The sequence below is a fragment of the Acinetobacter sp. L-24 genome (assembly GCF_056857555.1).
Map to the genome: position 1 here is coordinate 20,957 of NZ_JBSXNI010000034.1, position 21,636 is coordinate 42,592.

Consider the following 21,636-nt stretch of genomic DNA (forward strand, 5'->3'; position numbering starts at 1 on the left):
GTACATGATCAACACCCATCCACTGCTGAATTACGCTAAAAGCAACCATGACATTAAAGCCATCAATCAATGGCGCAGTGATGTCGAAAATCAGCTTCAGGAAAGTTTTGAAAATGGGCAGTCGATTCGGGATATTATTCTGGCGCGTTCCAACCTGATTGATGAAGCATTGCAGTTTCTCTGGCAGCATGCCGAACTGGATCAAACTGATTTGGCCCTGTTTGCAGTCGGAGGCTATGGCCGTCGTGAAATGCTGCCTTATTCTGATGTCGACATCATGATCTTGTCAGAAGACGAGATTAACCCGGAACAGGAACAACTGATTTCTACATTCATTTCATCGCTTTGGGACGTGGGGAATTTCAAACCCGGTATCAGTGTCCGCACCATCAATGAATGTGTCAATCAGGCCAGCAGTGATCTGACCGTCGCCACCACCCTGATCGAAGCCCGCCTGATTATTGGCAATGAAAACCTGTGCAAATGGCCACGTCGCATCGTGTCACGTACCTGGACCGACAAAACCTTTTTTGATGCCAAGATGGATGAGCAGCATAAACGCTATGCTCAGCACAACAATACCGAAAGCAATCTGGAACCGGATATTAAAAATGCGCCGGGCGGTATTCGTGACATCAACCAGATTGGATGGATTGCCAAACGGCATTTCCGCGTCAATCGCATTTACGATCTGGTGCACCTCGGTTTTATTTCAGAATTTGAACTCGGTGTGCTCGAGGAAGCAGAGAGTTTCCTCTGGGAAATCCGTCATCACCTGCACCGCCTGACCAAGCGCGATGAAAACCGCTTATTGTTCGATTATCAGCGCGATATTGCTGCCAAATTCGGCTATGTGCGTGAAGAAGCGCATCATCCGAACTATCCAATTGAACAGTTCATGAAGCGCTATTATCGCAGTGCGCAGCAAGTGTCTACACTGAACGAAATGCTGCTGGCTTATTTTAATGAATCGGTCATTACGCCACGTTTACCGCAATATGAACGCCAGATCGAAGAAATCAACCAGAACTTTAAACTGGTCGATGGCAAACTGGCTGTGCAACATCACAAGATTTTCTCGGAAAATCCAAGCGCAATTCTGGAAATTTTCTATCTGCTGGCCAATCGTCCTGAAATCGAAGGCATTCGTGCGCGTACCTTACGCCTGCTGACCTTGGCTGGAAAACGTATTGATCAGGATTTCCGTGATAATCCGGTGCATCAGGCACTGTTTATGGCGATTATCCGTTCACCGCATCGACTCTATGACACCATGGTTGCCATGAAGCGTTATGGTGTGCTTGGAAACTATATTCCTGCATTTGGACAAATTCTGGGACTGATGCAATATGACCTGTTCCATATTTATACGGTCGATGCACATACCTTATTGCTGCTACGTAATTTAAACCGCTTTAAAGAACCTGAATTTGCCAAAGAATTTCCGGTAGTCAGTTCAGTGTTCCAGCGTTTGACCCGTCGTGACATCGTTTATCTGGCGGCAATTTTCCATGATATTGCCAAAGGCCGTGGCGGTGATCACAGTGAACTTGGTGCCAGCGATGCGATTAAATTCTGCCGTAGTCACGGTTTTACCGAACGTGAAAGCAACCTGGTGGCCTGGCTGATCCAGAATCATCTGGTAATGTCTGTCACCGCCCAGAAAAAAGATATTTCCGATCCGGATGTGGTCAAAGAATTCGCAGAAAAAATGGGTGATATGGAGCATCTTGATTATTTATACACTCTGACGGTAGCCGATATTAATGCCACCAATCCGAAGCTCTGGAATACCTGGCGCGCCTCGTTAATGCGTCAACTATATACTCAAGCACGTGACGTGATCCGTTCCGGTCTGGGCCGTCCGGTTGATTATCAGATGCTGATTGAAGATACCAAATTTGCAGCCAGTGAACTTCTGGTTCAGGACTTCTCACTGGATGAAGTAGAAAAAGTCTGGCAGGAACTTGGTGATGACTATTTCCTCAAAGAAACAGCAGATGAAATCGCCTGGCATACCCGTGCCATTTTACAGCACGGCGACAATCCTGCCCCACTGGTGCTGATGCGGGCACACCGTAAATATGCTCAAGATGCGGTACAGATCTTTATTTATACGCAGGATCAACCCAACCTGTTTGCCACCACGGTAGCTATTCTGGATCGTATGAATCTGGATGTACAAGACGCACGGATTATTACAGCGACTAAAGCCTTCAGTCTGGATACCTATGTAGTACTCGACCGTTTTGGTACCTTATTGACCGATCCGGAACGCGAGGCCACAGTGATTGAGGCTCTGAAAGATGCCTTGAGTCATTCAGATGAATATCCGGGCTTGATGCAGCGCCGGATTCCGCGTCAATTACGTCATTTTGATATTGAAAATACAGTCGATATCAGTGTCAATCCTGCCTTGAATCAGAATATGGTCGAAATTGCCACTCTCGATCATCCCGGTTTACTTGCCAAAATCGGTGGTTTATTTATGATGCAAGGGCTGGATATCCACTCTGCCAAAATTGCCACACTGGGCGAACGTGCCGAAGATATATTCTTTGTCACCAAAAAGGATGGCAACCCTATGACACCTGGAGAATCTGCCGAATTTGCAGCTGCACTTAAAACTGCGCTGGATGAAGCCTCTCATCAGGTTTGTAGTCAACACTCACATTAAAACGCGGTTACTTATTCATGAACTCTAGCTTGTCTCTACTGCATCCTTACCCGTTTGAAAAGTTAAATAAGCTTTTTGCGGATATCCAGCCTGCAAATATGCCCTTAATTCCCCTATCGATTGGTGAACCAAAGCATCCTGCACCAGAGTTTGTGAAACAAGCAATTATCGATAACTTCAAACATTTGTCGACGTATCCAAACAGTAAAGGCTTGCCGGAGCTACGTGAAAGTATTGCCCAATGGCTGACGCGCCGTTTTCAGCTAAATAGCATCAGTGCAGACAGCAATATCCTGCCTGTTTCTGGTACGCGTGAAGCGATTTTCTCGTTTGTACAGGCTTTGGTGAATCGTGAAGATGCACCTTATGTGGTGATGCCGAATCCGTTTTACCAGATTTACGAAGGTGCAACACTGCTTGCAGGGGCAAAACCTTATTTCATCAACTGTACTGAGGAAAATAATTACCTCGGTGATTTTGATGCTGTTCCGGCAGAAGTCTGGGAAAAAACTGCACTGCTATTTGTCTGTACCCCGGGCAATCCAACCGGTGCAGTATTATCAAAAGAGCAGTTTAAAAAACTGATTGCCTTGTCGGATCAATACAACTTTGTGATTGCTTCAGACGAATGCTATTCGGAACTGTGGTTTGATCAGGCACCTGTAGGTTTACTGGAAGTTTGTGCTGAAATCGGCCGGGATGACTATAAAAACTGTGTGGTGTTCCATTCACTGTCTAAACGTTCTAACCTTCCGGGTATGCGTTCAGGTTTTGTTGCCGGTGATGCCAACCTGTTAAAACCTTACTTGCAATACCGTACTTACCACGGCGCAGCGATGCCGGTGCAACATCAACTGGCGTCTATTGCTGCCTGGGATGATGAAGCGCATGTGGAAGAAAACCGGGTGCAATACCGTGCCAAGTTTGATTTATTTCAACAGGAACTCGGACATTTATTGCCACTGAAAAAACCGGATGCAGGTTTCTACTACTGGCTAAAAGTCGATAATGATGAAGCCTTTGCCAAGCGCCTGATGGAGGAAGCACATATTAAAGTTCTTCCGGGTCGTTATTTATCCCGCGATACTGAACAGGGTAATCCGGGTGAAAATCATGTACGTTTAGCCCTTGTTGCCGATCTGGCGCAATGTGAAGAAGTCATTCAACGTCTGAAAGCCATTCTCTAAATTTTATCATGACTAAAAAACCCACTGTAGATCAGTGGGTTTTTTAATTGAAATCAGATGAGTTCTATCTTCATCTCATACTGAGAAAACAACACAGAGTCTTACAACACTTTTGCAATTTCATCTTCAAGATCTTCAGGCTTGGTGGTCGGAGCAAAACGGTTCAATACCTTGCCATCACGGCCAATCAGAAACTTGGTAAAATTCCATTTAATTCCATTACCTAAAATACCTTTGGAATTATTGGTTAAATAGCGAAAAATAGCATGTGCCTCAGGGCCTTTGACATCCACCTTGGAAAACATCGGGAAAGATACCCCGTAATTCTTCTGGCAAAATTCACCAATCTGTTCATTGGAACCCGGATCCTGGCCGCCAAACTGGTTACATGGAAATCCCAAAATTTCCAGACCTTGATCTTTATATTTTTCGTAAAGTTTTTCTAATCCTGAAAACTGTGGGGTAAAACCACACTTACTCGCTGTATTGACGATCAAAAGCACCTTGCCTTCATAATCTGCAAGTGGCTTGCTTTTGCCATCTAACAATTCAGCTTCGAACTGATAAATGTTAGTCATGGATAGGTTTCCTCATCATTTTTTTCTTGTGTTTCTAAGTCCAAAGAAGCCGAGTTGACACAATAACGCAAACCGGTCGGTTCTGGGCCATCCGGGAAAACATGCCCTAAATGTGCGTCACAATGATGACAAACAATCTCAGTTCTGACCATTCCGTGTGAAGTATCAGGTAATTCTTCTACCACCGAACTGCTGACAGGACGGTAGAAACTTGGCCAGCCACAGCCGCTGTCATACTTGGTCTCAGAAGAGAACAGTGGCGTGCCGCAGCAACGACATACATAAGTGCCATCTTGCTTGGTATTCCAGTATTTTCCAGTAAATGCCGGCTCGGTTCCCTTCTCGCGCGTAATGCGAAACTCCTCAGGTGATAACTCTCTTTGCCATTCCCGGTCTGATTTATTGAGTTTTCCCATGATCACATACCTTTTTATCTTGCTATTTAAAATAGGATAATCCTATATTTACGTGATTCATTTTAAAAATTCTAGTCTTTATTCAACATTTTACAAAAGACATATAATGCCCAAAAAAGCAAAAAGAAAGCAAATATAAAAATAAAAGTAAGCAATTTTTACATTAAATGTTTTTTAGTGAGCAAATTTAATGGTATTCTTAGCTCTAAATTTGCTCAGGATTAAAAAATGTCGCAAAAAAAGAGCGTAATTTTTAAAAATCTGCTGCCTGTGATCAAACAATATCAGCAGCTTGGATTTACGCATGAAAAAATTGTTGCACTACTTCGAGATGAACATGATCTCGATCTAGTCACAACTGAGACATTTAAAAGTTATTTATATCGTTATGCAAAAGTGACCTCCACTCCATCCGAGAACATCAAAATGCCGAACACTTTCCAATCCCCTCGCGAAATCAAGAAATCATCCAAGCTTGATCATGTTTGCTACGACATTCGCGGACCTGTGTTACGAGCGGCCATCGAGATGGAAGAAGCCGGTCACAAAATTATTAAATTAAATATTGGTAACCCTGCCCCATTCGGTTTTGAAGCACCACAAGAAATTATCAACGATGTGGCTTTAAACCTACCGAATGCGATTGGTTATACAGATTCCAAAGGGATTTTCCCGGCGCGTAAGGCGATCTGTCAGTATTATCAGCAAAAAGGCATCCTGGATATGCACGTCAATGACGTCTATATCGGCAATGGTGTGTCTGAACTGATTGTTATGGCCATGCAAGGTCTGCTGGATGATGGCGATGAAATGCTGATTCCAATGCCGGATTATCCACTCTGGACGGCAGCAGTGAATCTGTCTGGCGGTACAGCGATTCACTATAAATGTGATGAAGAAAATCACTGGTATCCAGATATTACTGACATGGAAAGCAAAATCACGCCAAATACCCGTGGTATTGTGATTATTAACCCGAATAACCCGACCGGTTCGGTTTACCCACGTCATGTGTTGCAACAAATTGTCGACTTGGCCAAGAAATATGACCTGATTTTATTTGCTGATGAAATCTACGACAAAATTATTTACGATGGAATCGAGCATGTTGCTGTAGCAGCTCTGGCTGGCGATCAGCTCTGTGTCTCGTTTAACGGTTTATCTAAAGCCTATCGTATTGCTGGTTTCCGTTCCGGCTGGATGGCCATTACCGGCGATAAAGCACGTGCAGCAGACTATATCGAAGGTCTGGATATGCTAGCGTCGATGCGTCTGTGTGCCAACCATCAGGCACAATATGCGATTCAGACCGCACTGGGCGGTTATCAGTCAATTAACGACCTGATTCGTCCGGGCGGGCGTTTATATGAACAGCGCAACATTGCCTGGGAAATGCTGAACGAGATTCCAGGTGTGTCTTGTGTCAAACCTGAAGGTGCGATGTACTGCTTCCCGAAACTGGATCCGAATGTGTATCCAATCCAGGATGATGAAAAACTAATGCTGGATTTGTTACGTGCCGAAAAAGTACTTCTGGTTCAAGGGACAGGCTTTAACTGGCCAACACCGGATCATTTCCGTGTAGTATTCCTGCCGGCTGAAAATGAACTGCGTGAAGCCATTACCCGTGTTGGCCGTTTCTTGGCCAAGATACGTTAATTCTTGAAATAGACAATATAAAAAACCGCGCTGAGACGCGGTTTTTTATTTCTATGAAAAAATTCAGGCTTTTGACTGATGAAATCTTAAAAATCTTACCGGTTTCTTTGAGCAAATTTCTGCACTCAATGGTTTCTTTTCAGGCAATTTTTCCCTTTATTATGAAGATTCATGTTATTTTTTGACCAAACATAAAATTCCATGAGTACACGGATGTCCTCAAACACAATCAAGCTCAGCCTGTTTCTTTGTCTTAGTATATGCTTGGGCATTGGCATTCTTCGCTTTTCTTATACCGCACTGTTACCTGGCACACGCGAAGCCTTTGGCTGGAGTACAGATTTTGCCAGTCTCTTGGGCAGTGCCAATTTGCTGGGTTATTTAATCGGTGCATTTACGGCCATGCGTCTGCCTCAAGACCGCAGCATGAGTACCTATATTCAAATTTCAGCCTTTGCCGGTATGCTCAGCCTGATGTGCTGTGCATTTTCTGGTTTTTCTGAAGTATGGTATATCGCTTGGCGGATTATTTCCGGGATCAGCGGTGGACTGATGATGATCTTATCGCCGAGTGTGGTTGCACAGTGCTGTGAACTTCAGGATCGCCTCAAAATCAACTTTATTGGTTTTAGCGGGATTGGACTAGGCGTTTTAATTGCGACCCTGTTTCTGCCTTATTTGGATCAAATTTCCATACAGACGGCCTGGCTGATCTTATGTGGTTTTGCCCTGCTCATCTGTATCGTTTTAAGTTTACTAATTCAGAAATTTAAGCCGTATTTGTCCACACAAGCTCTTGCAGTTACCTCTCCTCTCTCTTTGAATAGCGTCTTTTATAGTTTATTGACGGTCTACGCGTGTAGTGCATTCGCCTATATACCGCATTCACTCTTCTGGATTGATTATTTAAGCCAGCAGTTGGGATTGAGCTTGTTCTGGATTAATTTCAACTGGATTCTGTATGGAATAGGCAGTGCCTTGGGTGCCTTTAGTGCTTATGTGCTGGCCAGAAAATGGGGTAATTTTGCTGCCCTGAAAATTCTTTATAGTCTTTATATTGTGGCTATTTTTATTGCGACTCTAGATACCAATCCATTACTCACTTTTAGCTCTTCCTTTTTCACGGGTATGCTAAATCCGGCTGTGGTCTTCCTGACCTCCTATACCATTTTACAACTGTATGGACTGGCTTATAAAAAACTCTGGAGTATTGCCACCTTGTGTTTCGCCTCGATTCAGCTGATCGGTGGACTCAGCTTTAGTGCGCTGCAATATTTTGGATTGAGCTATCATCAACAGTTCATACTGGCCACATTGGTTCTTTTATTAGGAACATTGCAATTGTTCTGGTACACACGTCCTGTCAGACTCAAGTCTGAACAACAAACTCAGCCAGTGTCTGCTCATGGAGAAGGAACTAAATAAGGATAAGGATTGGTTGCTCCTTGCCCACCCAGATAAATCCCATAATGTAAATGCGGTGGGGTATTTTTAGCATTGCCCGTATTACCCACATAAGCGATGACTTCACCTGCCTCAACCCAGTCGCCTTCCTGAATATCCGCTGCATAATCATCCAGATGTGCATAATAATGCTGACTCATATTGGGGCCAGTCACCCAGATAATTTTTCCACCCAGATTATTGGTGCCAATCCTACGCACAATCCCTTGGGTCGCGCTAAATACTGGCGTACCACGTTTGGCAAAAATATCCGTCCCTTCGTGTTTACGACCTGCACTACGCGCTGCTCCCCAAGTATCATTAATTTGGCCAACTCTGACGCCTTCAACCGGAATCTGTAGCGGAGCTTCTAACTTGGTTCTCTGTAATTGCCAATATAGATAAGGGCTTTTCCAACCGGCTGCTTCACCTGAAGGCGGTGGCTGACAGGCAGTTAGTAAAAAACCTATAGATAACAGTAAGCTTATAATCCGAAGAAATTTCACCAATATTCGCATCAAATTAAATAGATGACTTTTATCTTAATCATCACGGCCTAATTTAAAGTCACAATCCTGTTATTTTTAGTGATGATTTTATATTAGCCTCCAAATAACAAAACCCTCAAATGAGGGTTTTGTTATTTCAGGTGGATAGGAGATTATCTACGTTTTTTAGCACGAGATGGTTTCGATGGTTGTTGCTGTTGTTGCTGTTGCTGCTCTTCATTCTGAGCATTGTCCTGCTTATCTTTTTGTTGGACCTGCTTATGTCTCGCTTTAGCTTTAGCCATGATTTACTCCTTTGGAGAAACGTCTCTATATCACTGGAAGTTCCATTCATCACTGTAACGTTTATACAAAATAAGCCAATCGCTGAGCTGTATCCAAATACGTCAATGTAATACAAGCTTTAGTAAGTCGTTCAGCTTAGAACGAATCATTTCTAGGCTCATTACACTTCTTACATGATCTTGCAGCCTGATACTTATTTTAACGTTTAGCTTTTATCTGTTCAGACTTTTCCTGAAAATAAAACTATAAAAAAGCCCGCAGTAATTGCGGGCTTTAGCTCATAAATTGCATCGCAATTTTAGGCATCCATATTAGCAATGATCGCTTCACCAAACTCAGAACAACGTAGCAAGGTCGCACCTGGCATCAAACGCTCGAAATCATAGGTCACCGTTTTTGCCGCAATCGCACCCGAAATCCCCTTGATGATCAGGTCGGCAGCTTCTGTCCATCCCATATCACGCAGCATCATTTCTGCTGACAGAATAATCGAACCTGGATTCACTTTATCCTGCCCGGCATATTTAGGCGCTGTGCCGTGGGTTGCTTCATAGACTGCAATCGAACCGCCAATATTGGCACCCGGTGCAATTCCAATCCCACCAACCTCCGCAGCCAGCGCATCAGAAATATAGTCACCATTTAAGTTGAGTGTCGCAATCACAGAATAATCCGCCGGGCGCATCAGGATTTGCTGCAAGAAGGCATCTGCAATAACATCTTTAATAATAATGTCTTTGCCTGTTCTTGGATTTTTGATTTTAACCCACGGACCACCATCTAAAAGCTCACCGCCGAAACGTTCCAATGCGACCTCATAGCCCCACTCTTTAAATGCTCCTTCGGTGTATTTCATGATATTGCCTTTGTGCACCAAGGTCACACTCGGCTTGTCATTTTCAATGGCGAACTGAATCGCTTTACGCACCAGACGCTGGCTACCTTCTTTGGAGACAGGTTTGATCCCGATCCCACAATTGTCTTCAAAGCGGATGTTGGTTACACCCATTTCTTCTTTCAAAAACTTGATAACCTTTTTCGCTTCCTGAGAATCTGCTTTCCATTCAATACCGGCATAAATATCTTCTGAATTCTCACGGAAGATCACCATATCGGTTAGTTCCGGATTATGCACCGGTGAAGGCACCCCTTCAAACCAGCGTACCGGACGTACACAGACATATAAATCCAGTTCCTGACGTAAGGCTACATTCAGGGAACGAATACCGCCACCAACTGGTGTGGTCAGTGGACCTTTGATTGATATTACATAATCACGCAGCGCTTCCAAGGTTTCTTCAGGCATGTAGGTGCCGTAAATTTTCTCAGCTTTTTCACCGCAGTAGACTTCCATCCATTCGATGGAACGCTTTCCAGCGTATGCTTTTTGCACAGCAGCATCTACCACAGTTCGCATTGTTGGTGTAATATCTGCACCAATTCCATCCCCTTCGATAAATGGGATAATTGGATTATTTGGTACGTTGAGTGACAGGTCTGCATTAACGGTAATTTTGGTACCATCCACAGGTACTACGATTTTTTGATATCCCATTATTAGTATTCTCCCGGATGCCGCTGACAAATCTAAAATAATTGCCAATTAGGCAATACTTTCAACTGTTCTTAACGCATAATATTCTAATCCAGATTTGTTGTTTTTGAGATTTATACGGGAAATAACTAAATTTCCCTTTTAAATAAACCTCTACATTTTTTAAATTAATGTAATTATAGAAGTTATTTCCTATGAAAATCGTCATTCTAAACAAACCTTATGACGTCCTCTCCCAATTCCGTGCGGATGAAAAGCACCCAACCATGGCTGATTTTGTCAACGACAAAGATTTACGTCTTGCTGGCCGTTTGGACATGGACTCAGAAGGTCTGGTTTTCCTCACCGATCACGGTGGTCTCAACCAATATATCACCAATCCTGCCAATAAAAAGTTTAAAACTTATATGGTGCAAGTTGAAGGTGATGTGACCGAAGAAGCACTAGAACAGCTTCGTAAAGGCGTTGAACTGAAAGATGGCATGACGCTTCCTGCACGTGCTGAAAAAGTATCTGAACCTGAATGGTTATGGGAGCGTAATCCTCCTGTACGTTTCCGTGCCTCTGTTCCAACGTCTTGGGTTGAGATTTCGATCTGTGAAGGTCGTAACCGTCAGGTTCGTCGTATGACATCTGCTGTCGGCTTCCCTACACTGCGTTTGATCCGTACCAAAATTGGTGAGATTGATTTGGTTCGTATGGGATTGCAACCGGGCGAGACTAGAGAAATTGAACCATTATTATATCCAGACTTCCAGAATGTTCCTGCGGAAGAACCATACCGTTCACGCTCTTATGTGAAAAAGCCGGGTGGTACTGGCGGTAAGCCAATGGTTCGTAAGAACAAAGATGGTTCCGTGAAAAAGTCTGGCACCAAACGCATCTGGCAAATGGACGAAAGCGAAAAGCCGAAACGTCGCACCAATGGTACTACTCGTCCAAATACCAAGGCACCACGTGGTCGTGGCCGGGGTCGTGGTTAAAGCTCAGCCTATTCATCAGGTAGTGACAGGCTAAATACCACGCCAGACGGCGTATTTTCTACAGTTGCTCCCCCCTGATGGAGCTGCATAATCGACTGCACAATGGCAAGGCCCAGACCACCCGTCTGGGCTTTTTCATGTCGGCTGTCATCTATCTGATAAAACCGGTCAAATAAATGCGGATGATGCTCATCTGCAATCCATACCTCTGGCGTCAGCACCGATATTTTAATGCTATGGTTCAGTCGCTGTGCCGACACACTAATCTCACTCCCCGGCTGACCATAAGTAATGGCATTGCTGATCAGATTGGCAACTGCGCGCTGTAATAATGCGGTGCTGGCAGTCAGACTTAAATCTGATGGAACATTAATTTTTAAATGCATCTGCTTTTCTTCAGCCAGAAAACTGAAGTACTCGAGTAATTCTTGCAGCATCTCATTCAGATTGAAATTCTGTTTTTCAACCGTAAATCCACCATGCTCTACCCGCGCGATAAACAGCATGCTTTCAATCATCTGGCTTAGGCGTTCATATTCTTCCAGGTTGGAATAGAGCAGATTTTCCAGTTCAGCAGGCTCGCGCGGCCGCGATAACAGAATCTGTGTCTGCCCGATTAGATTGTTTAATGGCGTGCGAAGTTCGTGCGAAATATCCTCAGAAAAACGTGCCAACTGCTGATATGCAGACTGAATATTACCGAGCATATCGTTCATGGCCTGACTCAGCTCTTGCACCTCAAGCGTATTACTCTGCACATGAATGTGCTGATTGGGCTGCTGAATATTAACCTGTGCTGTCGCCAGCATCAGCTGACGCATTGACTTGAGAATATAGCGTCCAGCCAGCCAGGCCATAAAGGTCGAGAGCAATATACCAAGCAGACTATAGAGCACCAGCTTTGATAAATAGGTTGCCAGTGCCCTTTGTCCTTCTGCCAACTGTTTACCCGCTACCAGCTGGTAATTGCGACCATCAAACTGCACCTGTTTAAAAGCCAGACGTGTTGAAGGATGTTCAGCCTGATTATTCTGAAACTGTAATTTGGAGGAATAATGCAATGCCGGAATATGAACCTGTAAAGGATTGATCTCGATCAGACGACTATTCTGATGCTGCAGCAGCAATAAATTATCTTCCTGTCCTAGCATATTTTCATATAATTTGGGATGCTGGACCAAAAGCTTGAAACTCTGGGCATCTTCAAGAAAAATCTCAATCCGGGAAATACGCGCAGCCAGCGCCTGATCCTGCTGGGTCTGAATCATCTGTTGCATATTTTGATAAGACAGCAACGCCACACTCAGAAACACCACGCAAGACACCAGTGCAAATGCAATACTTAAACGTGTTGCCAACGGCAATAACACAGGGTTTTTCATGGACATTCATCTAGCTTATAACCCATACCACGTACGGTATGGATCAGTTTTGGCGTGTAATGATCATCAATTTTGCTACGCAGCCTGCGAATAGCCACATCGACCACATTAGTATCAGTATTAAAATTGATATTCCAGACCATGGACGCAATCTGGCTCCGGGTCATCACCTGTCCCTGATGTTCCATTAACAATTGCAACAGGGCAAATTCTTTCTGGCTCAAGTCGATCTTTTGTCCGTTACGGTAAACCTCATGCTTTAAGCGGTTCAATACCAGATCTGAAATCTGATAGGCCTCCTGCTCCAGACGCGGCACACGGCGCAACAGACTTTTAATTCGGGCCAGTAATTCAATATAGGAAAAAGGCTTGGTCAGATAATCATCGGCACCAAGCTCCAGTCCTTTAACCCGATCTAGCACATGATCGCGGGCGGTAAGCATTAATACCGGAATCTGGCTAAAAGTTCGCAGGGTTTGTAATACCTGCCAGCCATCCAGGTCCGGCAGCATCACATCAAGCAGCACCAGATCAAAAGACTGTTGCTGCAAACACGATAATGCACGCACACCATTTTCTGCGATGGCCGTACTATAACCTGACTCATTCAGTCCTTTTGCCAGATATTCAGCAATCTTGACTTCATCTTCTACAATTAAAATATGCATGTCAGTAGTTTAGCTGTTTTTAGCTAGTTCTAGATTACAAATTGGTAATCTGATTGTCATGCTGTACTGGCGGATTTTTTTCTAAGATAGTCCCAGTAGCCAATTGCATGAAAGATAACCATGAAAATTTCAATTGCCAACACAACCCTGACCATGCTCAGCAGCGTATTACTATTCAGCTCACTGGCACATGCAGAATTTAAAACGGCGCCAGTCATGTCGCTAGAAGTAGCAAAGCTCATGGCCAGCAACGTCATGCTTGCTTGCCAGAAACAGGCCAAGCCGGCGGCAGTCATTATTCTGGATCAGGGTGGCAACCTGCTGGCCAGCCAGCGCCATGAATCTGTCGGCATTCACAACCTGATTGCAGCGGAACGGAAAGCTTTCACCGCGTATTCAACTAAAACCAGCACACTGGATTTTATGCGCAATGCCCAGAAAAATCCGGATGCACAGAATCTGAATAGCTTGCCTGAATTGCTATTACTGGGTGGTGGCGTCCCTGTCATTTACCAAAACCAGATTGTAGGCGCTGTAGGCGTCGCAGGTGCGGGCGGTTCAGTACAGGATCATCAATGTGCCAATAGCGGCATTCAAACCACCTTAAAGCAGCTTTGATTTCTTTTAATTAGTAATTTTTTATTCCTTTGATTAAACATTATTCCGTCATTCCAACGAGGAACATAACATGAAAAAAATCTTAATCGCGACTCTTGCCACTACTGCAGCAACTCTTTCTTTTGCCCAGAACCCGCTGAGTGTACACGTGCTGAATCTGGAAAATGGCCTACCTTCTCCGAATGTAGAAGTGACGCTGGAAACACAGAAAAATGGCAAATGGGTACAGCTTTCACAAGCAAGGACCAATCCTCAGGGTCGTATCACAGCACTGTACCCAGAGAATAAAACCTTTGATAAAGGAACCTACAAAGTGACTTTTAAAACTGGTGACTGGTTTAAAACCCAAAAGCAAAACAGCTTTTTCCCGGAAGTACCGGTGATTTTTGAAGTAGATGGCTCAGTCAATCACTATCATATCCCGCTGCTATTAAGCCCCTATGGTTATTCAACCTATCGCGGCAACTAAGCTCTCCCACTTAAGGCCCACCCTCTTTGGGCCTTCCTTTTTTTTCTTGTTATTCTTTTATTGAAATGCCATTTACGATTCATATTTAGTGATCTAAAAAATAAAATGTATTCAAAAAAGGAGCTTTACATTGGATCAGCAAGCTAACCAGATGTTTAATCAGGACCAAGAGGTCTTTGCGATACATTGACTGCTATAGCAGAACGCAAAGCCAATAATGGTCGTACTAGCATTTTATGATATTCAAATGAGGAATCAGCATCATTAAATCGCAAGCTAAATTCAATGGAATTTCCTGACTGCTCATTAAATAAATATCATGTTGATATTTAGTCAATAAAAAAACCGATGCCTAAGCATCGGTTTTAAAGTTTGAAATTGAATTAAGCTTTAAGCCACTTTTCAGCTTTGGCCTGATCTTCAACTTTCAGTTCAACTTCGGTCAGTTCAGAACCCGCGGCTTGAACTTCAAAACTCATCAGCTCATCACGACGGAATGCATACACTGTAAAAGTACCTTGCTGTTTTGCATAGCTTTCAATGAGTTTGGTCGTTGCTTTTAAGCCATCAATTGCAATAATGACATCATTGGCAGAAAGGCCAGCGAGTACAGCAACCCCATCACGACGCGCAGATTGAACTAGAACACCTTCCGGCTTATCTACCAGTTTTAAACCGAATGGCAAAGACTTGTCATTTTTCAGGCTATAAGCCATACCAAACTCAGGGAATAGCTGATCGAGCGGCAATTCATCTGTGGTATTGATCAAGTGATTAATCTGTTCTGACCAATCATCTCCTGTCAATTCTTTACACAATTCAAAGATCGTCCGTTCATGCACCTGAACGCCTTTCTGGGCATTTCCATACAAACGGCGCATCAAAGCATCCAGACTTGAACCACGTAAACGCAGACCCAAATCCAGGCACAGTGCAACTAAACAACCTTTGTTGTAATAGCTGGTACCCGCATTATTCGAGTTTTCATCCTGACGATAGAATTTCACCCAGGCATCAAAACTGGATTCAGACACTGACTGAATCACACGTCCCGGATTTTGCAAATAGCGGTCAATCTGTGCTTTTAACAAAGTAATATATGATTCCTGATTAATCACGCCGCTGCGTAGCAAGATCAAATCGTCATAATACGAGGTGAAACCTTCAAAGATCCACAACAAAGAAGTATAGCCTTCTCTGTTTAAATCATAATTGACGAAGTTTTCAGGGCGAATGAATTTCACCAACCATGAATGGAAATATTCATGGCTACATAAGCCCAAGAAACGCTGATAATCTTTAGATGGCTCTTCTGGCTCATTGGCTTTCGGCAAGTCATCACGTGGTGAAATCAGGCTGGTAGAATTTGGATGCTCCAGACCGCCATAGCTATTGCCGGTTGCCATGGTCATAAAGGTATAGTCTGTAAACGGCGCCGAACCAAACATTGAAATTTCTGTAGCACAGATTTTTTCAATGTCCCGCTGCATACGCGCCGCATTCATCGCGTGTTTACCGGACACCACAAATTCATGTGGAATCCCATTTGCTTCAAAACTGAAACGGGTTTGTTCTGCCAGCTCAAATGGCGCATCAATCAGTTCCGCATAATTTTTGGCTTTGAGCGTGAAACGGCCTTTGACCAGACTTTTGGCTTGCATGCCGGTTGCCAGCTGAAAATGCTTTAATTCATCTGGCAGGAAGATTTCCAGTTCAATTTCTTTATTTTCCTGACCTTCTAGCCCCAGACATGCACAAGCCGGGTTCACGTAGAGACGATTTTGATCCACGTATGCACCACGAACGGACAGGTCATAGGCATACACATCATATTCCACCGTAATCAGCTCATGATCGGTATTGAATAAACGCCATTTGTTCTTTTCAAATTTCTGGATCTGTAACTGGCGCCCATCTTCATCATAGGCTTTGACCGCTTCAATGTGCTTGGAAAACTCTCTAATCAGATAGCTTCCCGGAATCCAGGTCGGTAATGACAAGACTTGAGTCGGGTCCGCAAGAAAACGAACAGTCACGTGAATAAGATGCTGACGATAATCGTCAAATTCAATTTGATAATGCAACATAATGAACGATATAAAATTAAAATAAATGAGATATAGCTTAGCTTAGCATTTTTTAAGCCAGTATGGTTTAGCTGTCTTATTTGTCTACATTTACGACTAGCTATCTGTATAAAAAAGGCATAGCATGCGTGAAAATTAAATCGTTCAACACCCGCCGGGTTATCAAGGAACACCATTGAAATACATCATCTCACTGATTGCGGTTTTCAGTTTATTTATTTCTGCATTTTCACATGCTGCCCTACTCAATATTGTGCCTGAAAGCGTTGAAGCTGAAGCCTGGACCATTCTGGATTCACAGTCTGGTCAAGTCATTGCAGAGCATAATGCCGATGTGCAACGCGCTCCGGCTTCGCTGACCAAAATGATGGTGGCTTATATTGCCTTAAAGGAAATTGAGGCCGGGAAATTAAATAAAAATGAAGTTTTAACCGCGACCTCTGTGGTAAAAACCGTGATGTGGGATGAGTCACAAATGTACCTGAAAGAAGGTGATCAGATTTCAGTCGATCAGCTTCTGGCGGGCTTAATTATCATGTCTGCTAATGATGCCGCAGTCACGCTGGCTGAGAAAATTTCGGGTGGTATTCCGCAGTTTGTTGAACGTATGAATCAGGAAGCCAAAGCGCTGGGCATGCAGCATACCAATTTCCAGAATCCGGCCGGCATTACCATGCCTGAGCATTATTCGACTGCCGCCGATTTGGCCAGACTGTCTATGGCGGTGGTGAATGAAACTCCAGATTATCTGTATTATTCTAAGCAGCCAAGCTTTACCTACAATCAGCATTTTCATCGTGCGACCAACCGTGTGCTTCAGGTCGATCCAACCGTAGATGGCTTAAAAACCGGTTTTACCCGTGCGGCAGGCTACAATCTGGCGCTGACGGCCAATCGTGTCACAGCAGATTTTGAAATGCCAAATCGCCGTCTGATTGTGGTGGTGCTGGGTACTAAAAGTGCCGCAAAACGCGCTGATGTATCACATAAGCTGATGAATCTCGCTTATACCTATACCCGCAATGAAGTAGCGATCAAAGATCAACAGCTACTGGCTGAATTGCCTGTGATCAAATCCACCTTAAAAATGTTTAAGGTGCAAACCAAGCAACCGCAGATCATTACCACTTCTTTATATGATCAGGGCTACAGTATTGACCTGAACCAGTTTGATCAAACCCAACAGCGTGTCATGCTGAATACAGGTGATGGCGTTTTAAAAAGTATCGAGCCTTTACAGGAAACGCAAACTCATATCAATGTTGAAGTGAAAGCATCTGAACTCATTGCACCTTTGGCGACCATGATGCCTTTGGCGACTATTCAGGTTTATCAGAATAATCAGTTGATTCGCACCATTCAAATTGAAGATCATGTCGAAATTGAAGAAGCCAACCTGTTTCAGAAATTCTTTACTTGGCTACAAGGCTTATTCGGTTTGTTTTCAGACAATACGCCAAGCGTAAAGCTTTATCCTTTAGATAGATAATAGCCCTACATCTCAAGTTACTTTTCTTTAAGCTAGAAGATCTACTCGCTGATCTTCTGGCAGATTTTCTTTTCTCCCTGCATCACTCCCCAAGACAGGGAAACTTACCTGCCCTCACAGAATTGCTACGTTTTGTAATGTGTATAACAATTTTAACCAAGACGCGATCTGGCCCATGCCATAGTATATTTTCTCTCTATTTCTCTTATTTTTATTAAAAAAATAAACAGGTTAATCATATATGACAGCACATAAAATCGTGATTGTGGGTGGTGGTGCCGGTGGTCTGGAACTGGCAACTCAGCTGGGTGAGAGCTTGGGTAAAAGCGGCAAAGCGCAGATTGTTTTAGTCGATCAAAAACTGACGCATATCTGGAAACCGCTGCTGCATGAAGTTGCCGCAGGCACCTTAAATCCACATGAAGAAGAAACTAATTATTTTGCCCATTCAGCCGCACATCATTATGAATTTGTCTTGGGGACATTTACCGGTCTGGATCGTGAAGCGAAACAGATTGTGGTAGAAACAGAATATTTCTCCAAAAAAGCCCAAGCCAAGAAGAACCAGCGCATCGACTATGACACCCTGGTACTGGCCTTGGGTTCTACCTCGAATGACTTTAATACCGAAGGCGTCAAACAGTTCTGTCATTTTCTCGACAGCCGTCCACAAGCTGATATCTTTCAGCAGGATCTGTTGCATCTCTATTTGAATGCTCAACATGAAGCTTCGAGCCGTGAACTGAATATCGCGATTATTGGCGCCGGTGCGACTGGAGTAGAATTGGCTGCCGAGTTGGTGGAGGCCAAACACAATTTCTTTAAATATGGCTTAAACAAGGTCGATCCAAATAAAGTCAAAATTACCTTAATTGAAGCGGCGGATCGTATTTTGACTGCGCTCTCGCCGAAAGTTGCTGAACATACCATGCAACAGCTGGAAAAATTCGGTATTGAAGTCCTTACCAGTCATCGTGTGGCCAAGGTAGATGAAGACAAAATTTATTTTGCAGATGGCTCAAGTCTGGATGCCGAGATTAAAGTCTGGGCCGCAGGTATCAAAGCACCTGAAGTCTTGGCACAACTGCAAGATATGGAAAAGGACAATATTCACCGCTTGAAAGTCTTCTCCACCCTGCAAACCAAATCTGATCCAGACATTTTTGCTTTTGGTGATTGTGCTCACTGCCAGCCTGCTGCAGATGAACCGGTCTTGGGTCCACGCGCACAAGTGGCTAGCCAACAGGCCAATTTCCTGGCCAATGCCTTGAAAGCACGTGTCAATGAAGAAAGTTATTTACCGATGTTTAAATTTTCTGACAAAGGTTCACTGATTTCCTTAAGCCAGAATAAAGCCGTCGGCGAGTTGCTCGGTCAGGTCAATGTGCAAGGCTTTGTTGCCAAATCGATGTATGTTTCTTTATATCGAATTCATCAGGCGACCATTCATGGTTATGCGCATGCTGGCATTCTCACCGCAAAAGATTTTGTTACACGAAAAATTTCTCCAAAGCTGAAATTGCATTGAAATTCCAGAATTTGGCCCAATCAATGAAAAAATCGTCAACAAAATTGTCAAATTGCGTTTTTTTGCTAATTTTAGTCTACAAAAATGCAATTTCACTTTATGATGTACCCTTAAAAAATTGAATGGATCAATTAACATGACTGCTATTGCAAATAACCTCGTGGTTTCTTTCCACTACACATTGACTAACGCAGAGGGTGAAACTCTCGACCAATCTCAAGGTGAACCACTTGCCTATTTGCACGGTGCAGGTAACATCATCCCAGGTTTAGAAAATGCGTTAGAAGGCAAAACTGTAGGTGAAAAATTCACTGTAAACGTTCCTGCTGCTGAAGGTTATGGCGAATACAACCCTGACCTAGTTCAAGAAGTTCCTGCGCAAATGTTCCAAGGCGTAGACAACATTCAGGCAGGTATGCAGTTCCAAGCTCAAACTGATGACGGCGTGCAAATCGTAACTGTTAAAGCAGTTGAAGGCGACAATGTTGTTGTTGATGCTAACTTCCCACTTGCTGGTCAAGACCTGACTTTCGAAGTTGAAATCGTATCTGTTCGTGAAGCTTCTCAAGAAGAATTAGATCACGGCCACGTACACGGTGTAGGCGGTCACCAGCACTAAGATCTTCTGATCTTGAGTGAAAAAAGGCAAAGTCAGACTTTGCCTTTTTTATTGCCTGAAAATAGCCCGCAGAATATTAACCATCCAATTAGCTATAAAAAAAGCAGAGCCATTGCCCTGCCTTTTCAATCCGATCAAGATCTCCTTTCAGAGGATGATCACTGAATTATTTGTTTTGGTTATAAATCTGCATAGCTGCTGGCAACTGTTGACGCATTTGCCCAATACGCTGGCTATTCGATGGATGCGTAGACAGGAAGGTTGCACCACTGCCGCCACCGAGTTTGTTCATTTTTTCCCACAGGGTAATGGCTGCATTCGGGTTATAACCTGCGCGCGCCATCAACATTAAACCGCCTTGGTCAGCACGGCTTTCCAGATTACGCGAGTATGGCAAGCCAATACCGATCTGACTACCTAATTGTGCTGCTGCAGCGCCACCTTGACCTACACCTGCTGCATTTAAGCCAATACCCAAAGCCAGATCAGTCAGGGCTTGAGCACCGATTTTCTGCTTAGAATGCTCTTCTAAGGCATGCACCATTTCATGACCCATAATCGCTGCAATTTCAGCATCGGTCAGATTCAGTTTATTCACGATACCGGTATAGAATACAACCTTACCACCTGGTGCAACAAAGGCGTTGACCTGATCAGATTTGAGCACAGCCAATTGCCACTGGAATGCTGTACCGGTTTGATTCATCTGGTTAGCAACTGGCTTCAAACGGTTAAATACATTATTAATCCGTTTATAGGTGGCTGAACTGGTATCCAGTTGGCCTTTATTGCGCGCATCATTGACCATGGCATTATAGCTTTGGCTCGCAGATGCATTTAAGGTCGCAGTATCTGCCCCTGCCATATCGGCAATGGTGGTACAACCTGATAATGTGACGACTGTAGCAGCCGCCATACTCAATAAAAGTTTATTCTTCATTATAATTTACTCCGCCTTGGCTCAAGGGCAATTTACATTGTAAAAATTATAAGTGAAAGCGCGCAGCAGCTAAACGCTTAATTCATTCATCTTCTTATAAATTATGTAATTTTTAACCCAAATACTGTATCGCCAACCAATAAATCAGACAAATAATATTGAGACCCAAATAAATCTGACTCAGTGGTTTTATTTTCTGTTCAAGTATTTCATCTTTACGTTTGAAATATAAAAAAGCATTTTGCAATAAAATAATAGGCACTAAAACACAGGCAATAATGACACTCAGACCAATCAGTGCCGCATAAATCACTTCGGGATTTTGGGTTTGCGCACGAATAATCATCATGGCAATTGTTGGCGCCCCGCCCATCGCGAATAACAATGAATAAAACATGGTCGCCGATATATTTTTTTGCATCCTGCAGCTCATTTTTCTTTCTTTATATACCGCTATGTTAAAGCACATCACGCTACATTACCGATGCAACTTTAGTCTTGAAATAGCTGCATAAATTCAGGATATAAAAAAACCCATCCGGAA

General features: G+C 43.5%; 20 protein-coding genes. 10 read left to right on the top strand and 10 right to left on the bottom strand.

Annotation, left to right across the window (positions count from 1 at the left end; translation table 11 throughout):
* Positions 1-4 precede the first annotated feature (4 nt).
* Both glnD and dapC read left to right on the top strand, forming a co-directional pair.
* Positions 5-2,677, top strand: coding sequence for a [protein-PII] uridylyltransferase (glnD, locus tag AC13CK_RS04235; RefSeq protein WP_004731539.1), 2,673 nt, complete (start codon positions 5-7; stop codon positions 2,675-2,677).
* A 17-nt stretch (positions 2,678-2,694) separates the two neighbouring features.
* On the top strand, positions 2,695-3,864 hold the full coding sequence (gene dapC / locus AC13CK_RS04240) for a succinyldiaminopimelate transaminase (RefSeq protein WP_425879894.1): 1,170 nt from the start codon (positions 2,695-2,697) through the stop codon (positions 3,862-3,864).
* Positions 3,865-3,965: 101 nt separating this feature from the next.
* Here the strand turns inward: dapC and AC13CK_RS04245 are convergent, their stop codons facing one another.
* Positions 3,966-4,442 (bottom strand): glutathione peroxidase, encoded by a 477-nt coding sequence (locus tag AC13CK_RS04245; RefSeq protein WP_004278946.1) that lies wholly within the window; start codon positions 4,440-4,442, stop codon positions 3,966-3,968.
* Positions 4,439-4,858, bottom strand: coding sequence for a peptide-methionine (R)-S-oxide reductase MsrB (gene msrB / locus AC13CK_RS04250; RefSeq protein WP_004645533.1), 420 nt, complete (start codon positions 4,856-4,858; stop codon positions 4,439-4,441). Before msrB ends, AC13CK_RS04245 begins: the two co-directional genes overlap by 4 nt.
* A gap of 228 nt (positions 4,859-5,086) precedes the next feature.
* On the opposite strand from msrB, the gene AC13CK_RS04255 reads away from it, so the two are divergent.
* On the top strand, positions 5,087-6,517 hold the full coding sequence (locus AC13CK_RS04255; RefSeq protein ID WP_243474610.1) for a pyridoxal phosphate-dependent aminotransferase: 1,431 nt from the start codon (positions 5,087-5,089) through the stop codon (positions 6,515-6,517).
* 213 nt (positions 6,518-6,730) lie between these two features.
* Positions 6,731-7,942 (top strand): YbfB/YjiJ family MFS transporter, encoded by a 1,212-nt coding sequence (locus AC13CK_RS04260; RefSeq protein WP_425879893.1) that lies wholly within the window; start codon positions 6,731-6,733, stop codon positions 7,940-7,942.
* Here AC13CK_RS04260 and AC13CK_RS04265 read toward each other — a convergent pair.
* The 3 genes from AC13CK_RS04265 to icd form a co-directional block, all read right to left on the bottom strand.
* Positions 7,921-8,478 (bottom strand): M23 family metallopeptidase, encoded by a 558-nt coding sequence (locus tag AC13CK_RS04265; protein ID WP_310078098.1) that lies wholly within the window; start codon positions 8,476-8,478, stop codon positions 7,921-7,923. The genes AC13CK_RS04260 and AC13CK_RS04265 overlap by 22 nt on opposite strands.
* Positions 8,479-8,621: 143 nt before the next feature.
* The gene (locus AC13CK_RS04270; protein WP_004645538.1) at positions 8,622-8,753 is read right to left on the bottom strand and encodes a hypothetical protein; all 132 of its coding nucleotides are present in this window, start codon (positions 8,751-8,753) and stop codon (positions 8,622-8,624) included.
* Positions 8,754-9,052: 299 nt separating this feature from the next.
* Positions 9,053-10,309, bottom strand: a complete 1,257-nt coding sequence (gene icd, locus AC13CK_RS04275) for an NADP-dependent isocitrate dehydrogenase (protein WP_005106517.1) — start codon at positions 10,307-10,309, stop codon at positions 9,053-9,055.
* Between the two features lie 194 nt (positions 10,310-10,503).
* Between icd and AC13CK_RS04280 the strand changes: the two genes are divergently transcribed.
* Positions 10,504-11,292, top strand: a complete 789-nt coding sequence (locus tag AC13CK_RS04280) for an rRNA large subunit pseudouridine synthase E (protein WP_004645540.1) — start codon at positions 10,504-10,506, stop codon at positions 11,290-11,292.
* Positions 11,293-11,300: 8 nt separating this feature from the next.
* Here the strand turns inward: AC13CK_RS04280 and AC13CK_RS04285 are convergent, their stop codons facing one another.
* Together AC13CK_RS04285 and AC13CK_RS04290 are read right to left on the bottom strand one after the other, a co-directional pair.
* Positions 11,301-12,674, bottom strand: a complete 1,374-nt coding sequence (locus tag AC13CK_RS04285) for a heavy metal sensor histidine kinase (protein ID WP_425879892.1) — start codon at positions 12,672-12,674, stop codon at positions 11,301-11,303.
* Positions 12,671-13,342 carry a heavy metal response regulator transcription factor gene (locus AC13CK_RS04290; RefSeq protein ID WP_425879891.1) on the bottom strand — a complete coding sequence of 224 codons (672 nt, stop codon included), beginning with the start codon at positions 13,340-13,342 and terminating at the stop codon, positions 12,671-12,673. The genes AC13CK_RS04285 and AC13CK_RS04290 overlap by 4 nt, the downstream gene beginning before the upstream one ends.
* A gap of 120 nt (positions 13,343-13,462) precedes the next feature.
* On the opposite strand from AC13CK_RS04290, the gene AC13CK_RS04295 reads away from it, so the two are divergent.
* Both AC13CK_RS04295 and uraH read left to right on the top strand, forming a co-directional pair.
* Entirely contained in the window at positions 13,463-13,960 is a 498-nt protein-coding gene (locus AC13CK_RS04295) for a GlcG/HbpS family heme-binding protein (protein ID WP_416682093.1), read from the top strand.
* A 70-nt stretch (positions 13,961-14,030) separates the two neighbouring features.
* Entirely contained in the window at positions 14,031-14,429 is a 399-nt protein-coding gene (gene uraH / locus AC13CK_RS04300; protein WP_064096644.1) for a hydroxyisourate hydrolase, read from the top strand.
* A 383-nt stretch (positions 14,430-14,812) separates the two neighbouring features.
* Here the strand turns inward: uraH and AC13CK_RS04305 are convergent, their stop codons facing one another.
* The gene (locus tag AC13CK_RS04305) at positions 14,813-16,516 is read right to left on the bottom strand and encodes a M61 family metallopeptidase (protein ID WP_224217185.1); all 1,704 of its coding nucleotides are present in this window, start codon (positions 16,514-16,516) and stop codon (positions 14,813-14,815) included.
* A gap of 175 nt (positions 16,517-16,691) precedes the next feature.
* On the opposite strand from AC13CK_RS04305, the gene AC13CK_RS04310 reads away from it, so the two are divergent.
* The 3 genes from AC13CK_RS04310 (at position 16,692) to slyD (ending at position 20,152) form a co-directional block, all read left to right on the top strand.
* Complete coding sequence (locus AC13CK_RS04310) at positions 16,692-18,005, top strand: D-alanyl-D-alanine carboxypeptidase PBP6B (protein WP_425879890.1); 1,314 nt, start codon at positions 16,692-16,694, stop codon at positions 18,003-18,005.
* Between the two features lie 241 nt (positions 18,006-18,246).
* Complete coding sequence (locus AC13CK_RS04315) at positions 18,247-19,533, top strand: NAD(P)/FAD-dependent oxidoreductase (protein WP_004645547.1); 1,287 nt, start codon at positions 18,247-18,249, stop codon at positions 19,531-19,533.
* 136 nt (positions 19,534-19,669) lie between these two features.
* Positions 19,670-20,152, top strand: a complete 483-nt coding sequence (slyD, locus tag AC13CK_RS04320; protein ID WP_004278960.1) for a peptidylprolyl isomerase — start codon at positions 19,670-19,672, stop codon at positions 20,150-20,152.
* A gap of 166 nt (positions 20,153-20,318) precedes the next feature.
* Here slyD and AC13CK_RS04325 read toward each other — a convergent pair whose 3' ends face one another.
* Both AC13CK_RS04325 and AC13CK_RS04330 read right to left on the bottom strand, forming a co-directional pair.
* On the bottom strand, positions 20,319-21,092 hold the full coding sequence (locus AC13CK_RS04325; protein WP_425879889.1) for a M48 family metallopeptidase: 774 nt from the start codon (positions 21,090-21,092) through the stop codon (positions 20,319-20,321).
* A gap of 112 nt (positions 21,093-21,204) precedes the next feature.
* On the bottom strand, positions 21,205-21,513 hold the full coding sequence (locus AC13CK_RS04330) for a hypothetical protein (protein ID WP_005106509.1): 309 nt from the start codon (positions 21,511-21,513) through the stop codon (positions 21,205-21,207).
* Positions 21,514-21,636: the final 123 nt, after the last annotated feature.

Coding starts and splice junctions, on each gene's coding strand:
- glnD (WP_004731539.1), top strand. CDS start 5: ATGATCAACACCCATCCACTGCTGAATTACGCTAAAAGCAACCATGAC.
- dapC (WP_425879894.1), top strand. CDS start 2,695: ATGAACTCTAGCTTGTCTCTACTGCATCCTTACCCGTTTGAAAAGTTA.
- AC13CK_RS04245 (WP_004278946.1), bottom strand. CDS start 4,442: ATGACTAACATTTATCAGTTCGAAGCTGAATTGTTAGATGGCAAAAGC.
- msrB (WP_004645533.1), bottom strand. CDS start 4,858: ATGGGAAAACTCAATAAATCAGACCGGGAATGGCAAAGAGAGTTATCA.
- AC13CK_RS04255 (WP_243474610.1), top strand. CDS start 5,087: ATGTCGCAAAAAAAGAGCGTAATTTTTAAAAATCTGCTGCCTGTGATC.
- AC13CK_RS04260 (WP_425879893.1), top strand. CDS start 6,731: ATGTCCTCAAACACAATCAAGCTCAGCCTGTTTCTTTGTCTTAGTATA.
- AC13CK_RS04265 (WP_310078098.1), bottom strand. CDS start 8,478: ATGCGAATATTGGTGAAATTTCTTCGGATTATAAGCTTACTGTTATCT.
- AC13CK_RS04270 (WP_004645538.1), bottom strand. CDS start 8,753: ATGGCTAAAGCTAAAGCGAGACATAAGCAGGTCCAACAAAAAGATAAG.
- icd (WP_005106517.1), bottom strand. CDS start 10,309: ATGGGATATCAAAAAATCGTAGTACCTGTGGATGGTACCAAAATTACC.
- AC13CK_RS04280 (WP_004645540.1), top strand. CDS start 10,504: ATGAAAATCGTCATTCTAAACAAACCTTATGACGTCCTCTCCCAATTC.
- AC13CK_RS04285 (WP_425879892.1), bottom strand. CDS start 12,674: ATGAAAAACCCTGTGTTATTGCCGTTGGCAACACGTTTAAGTATTGCA.
- AC13CK_RS04290 (WP_425879891.1), bottom strand. CDS start 13,342: ATGCATATTTTAATTGTAGAAGATGAAGTCAAGATTGCTGAATATCTG.
- AC13CK_RS04295 (WP_416682093.1), top strand. CDS start 13,463: ATGAAAATTTCAATTGCCAACACAACCCTGACCATGCTCAGCAGCGTA.
- uraH (WP_064096644.1), top strand. CDS start 14,031: ATGAAAAAAATCTTAATCGCGACTCTTGCCACTACTGCAGCAACTCTT.
- AC13CK_RS04305 (WP_224217185.1), bottom strand. CDS start 16,516: ATGTTGCATTATCAAATTGAATTTGACGATTATCGTCAGCATCTTATT.
- AC13CK_RS04315 (WP_004645547.1), top strand. CDS start 18,247: ATGACAGCACATAAAATCGTGATTGTGGGTGGTGGTGCCGGTGGTCTG.
- slyD (WP_004278960.1), top strand. CDS start 19,670: ATGACTGCTATTGCAAATAACCTCGTGGTTTCTTTCCACTACACATTG.
- AC13CK_RS04325 (WP_425879889.1), bottom strand. CDS start 21,092: ATGAAGAATAAACTTTTATTGAGTATGGCGGCTGCTACAGTCGTCACA.
- AC13CK_RS04330 (WP_005106509.1), bottom strand. CDS start 21,513: ATGCAAAAAAATATATCGGCGACCATGTTTTATTCATTGTTATTCGCG.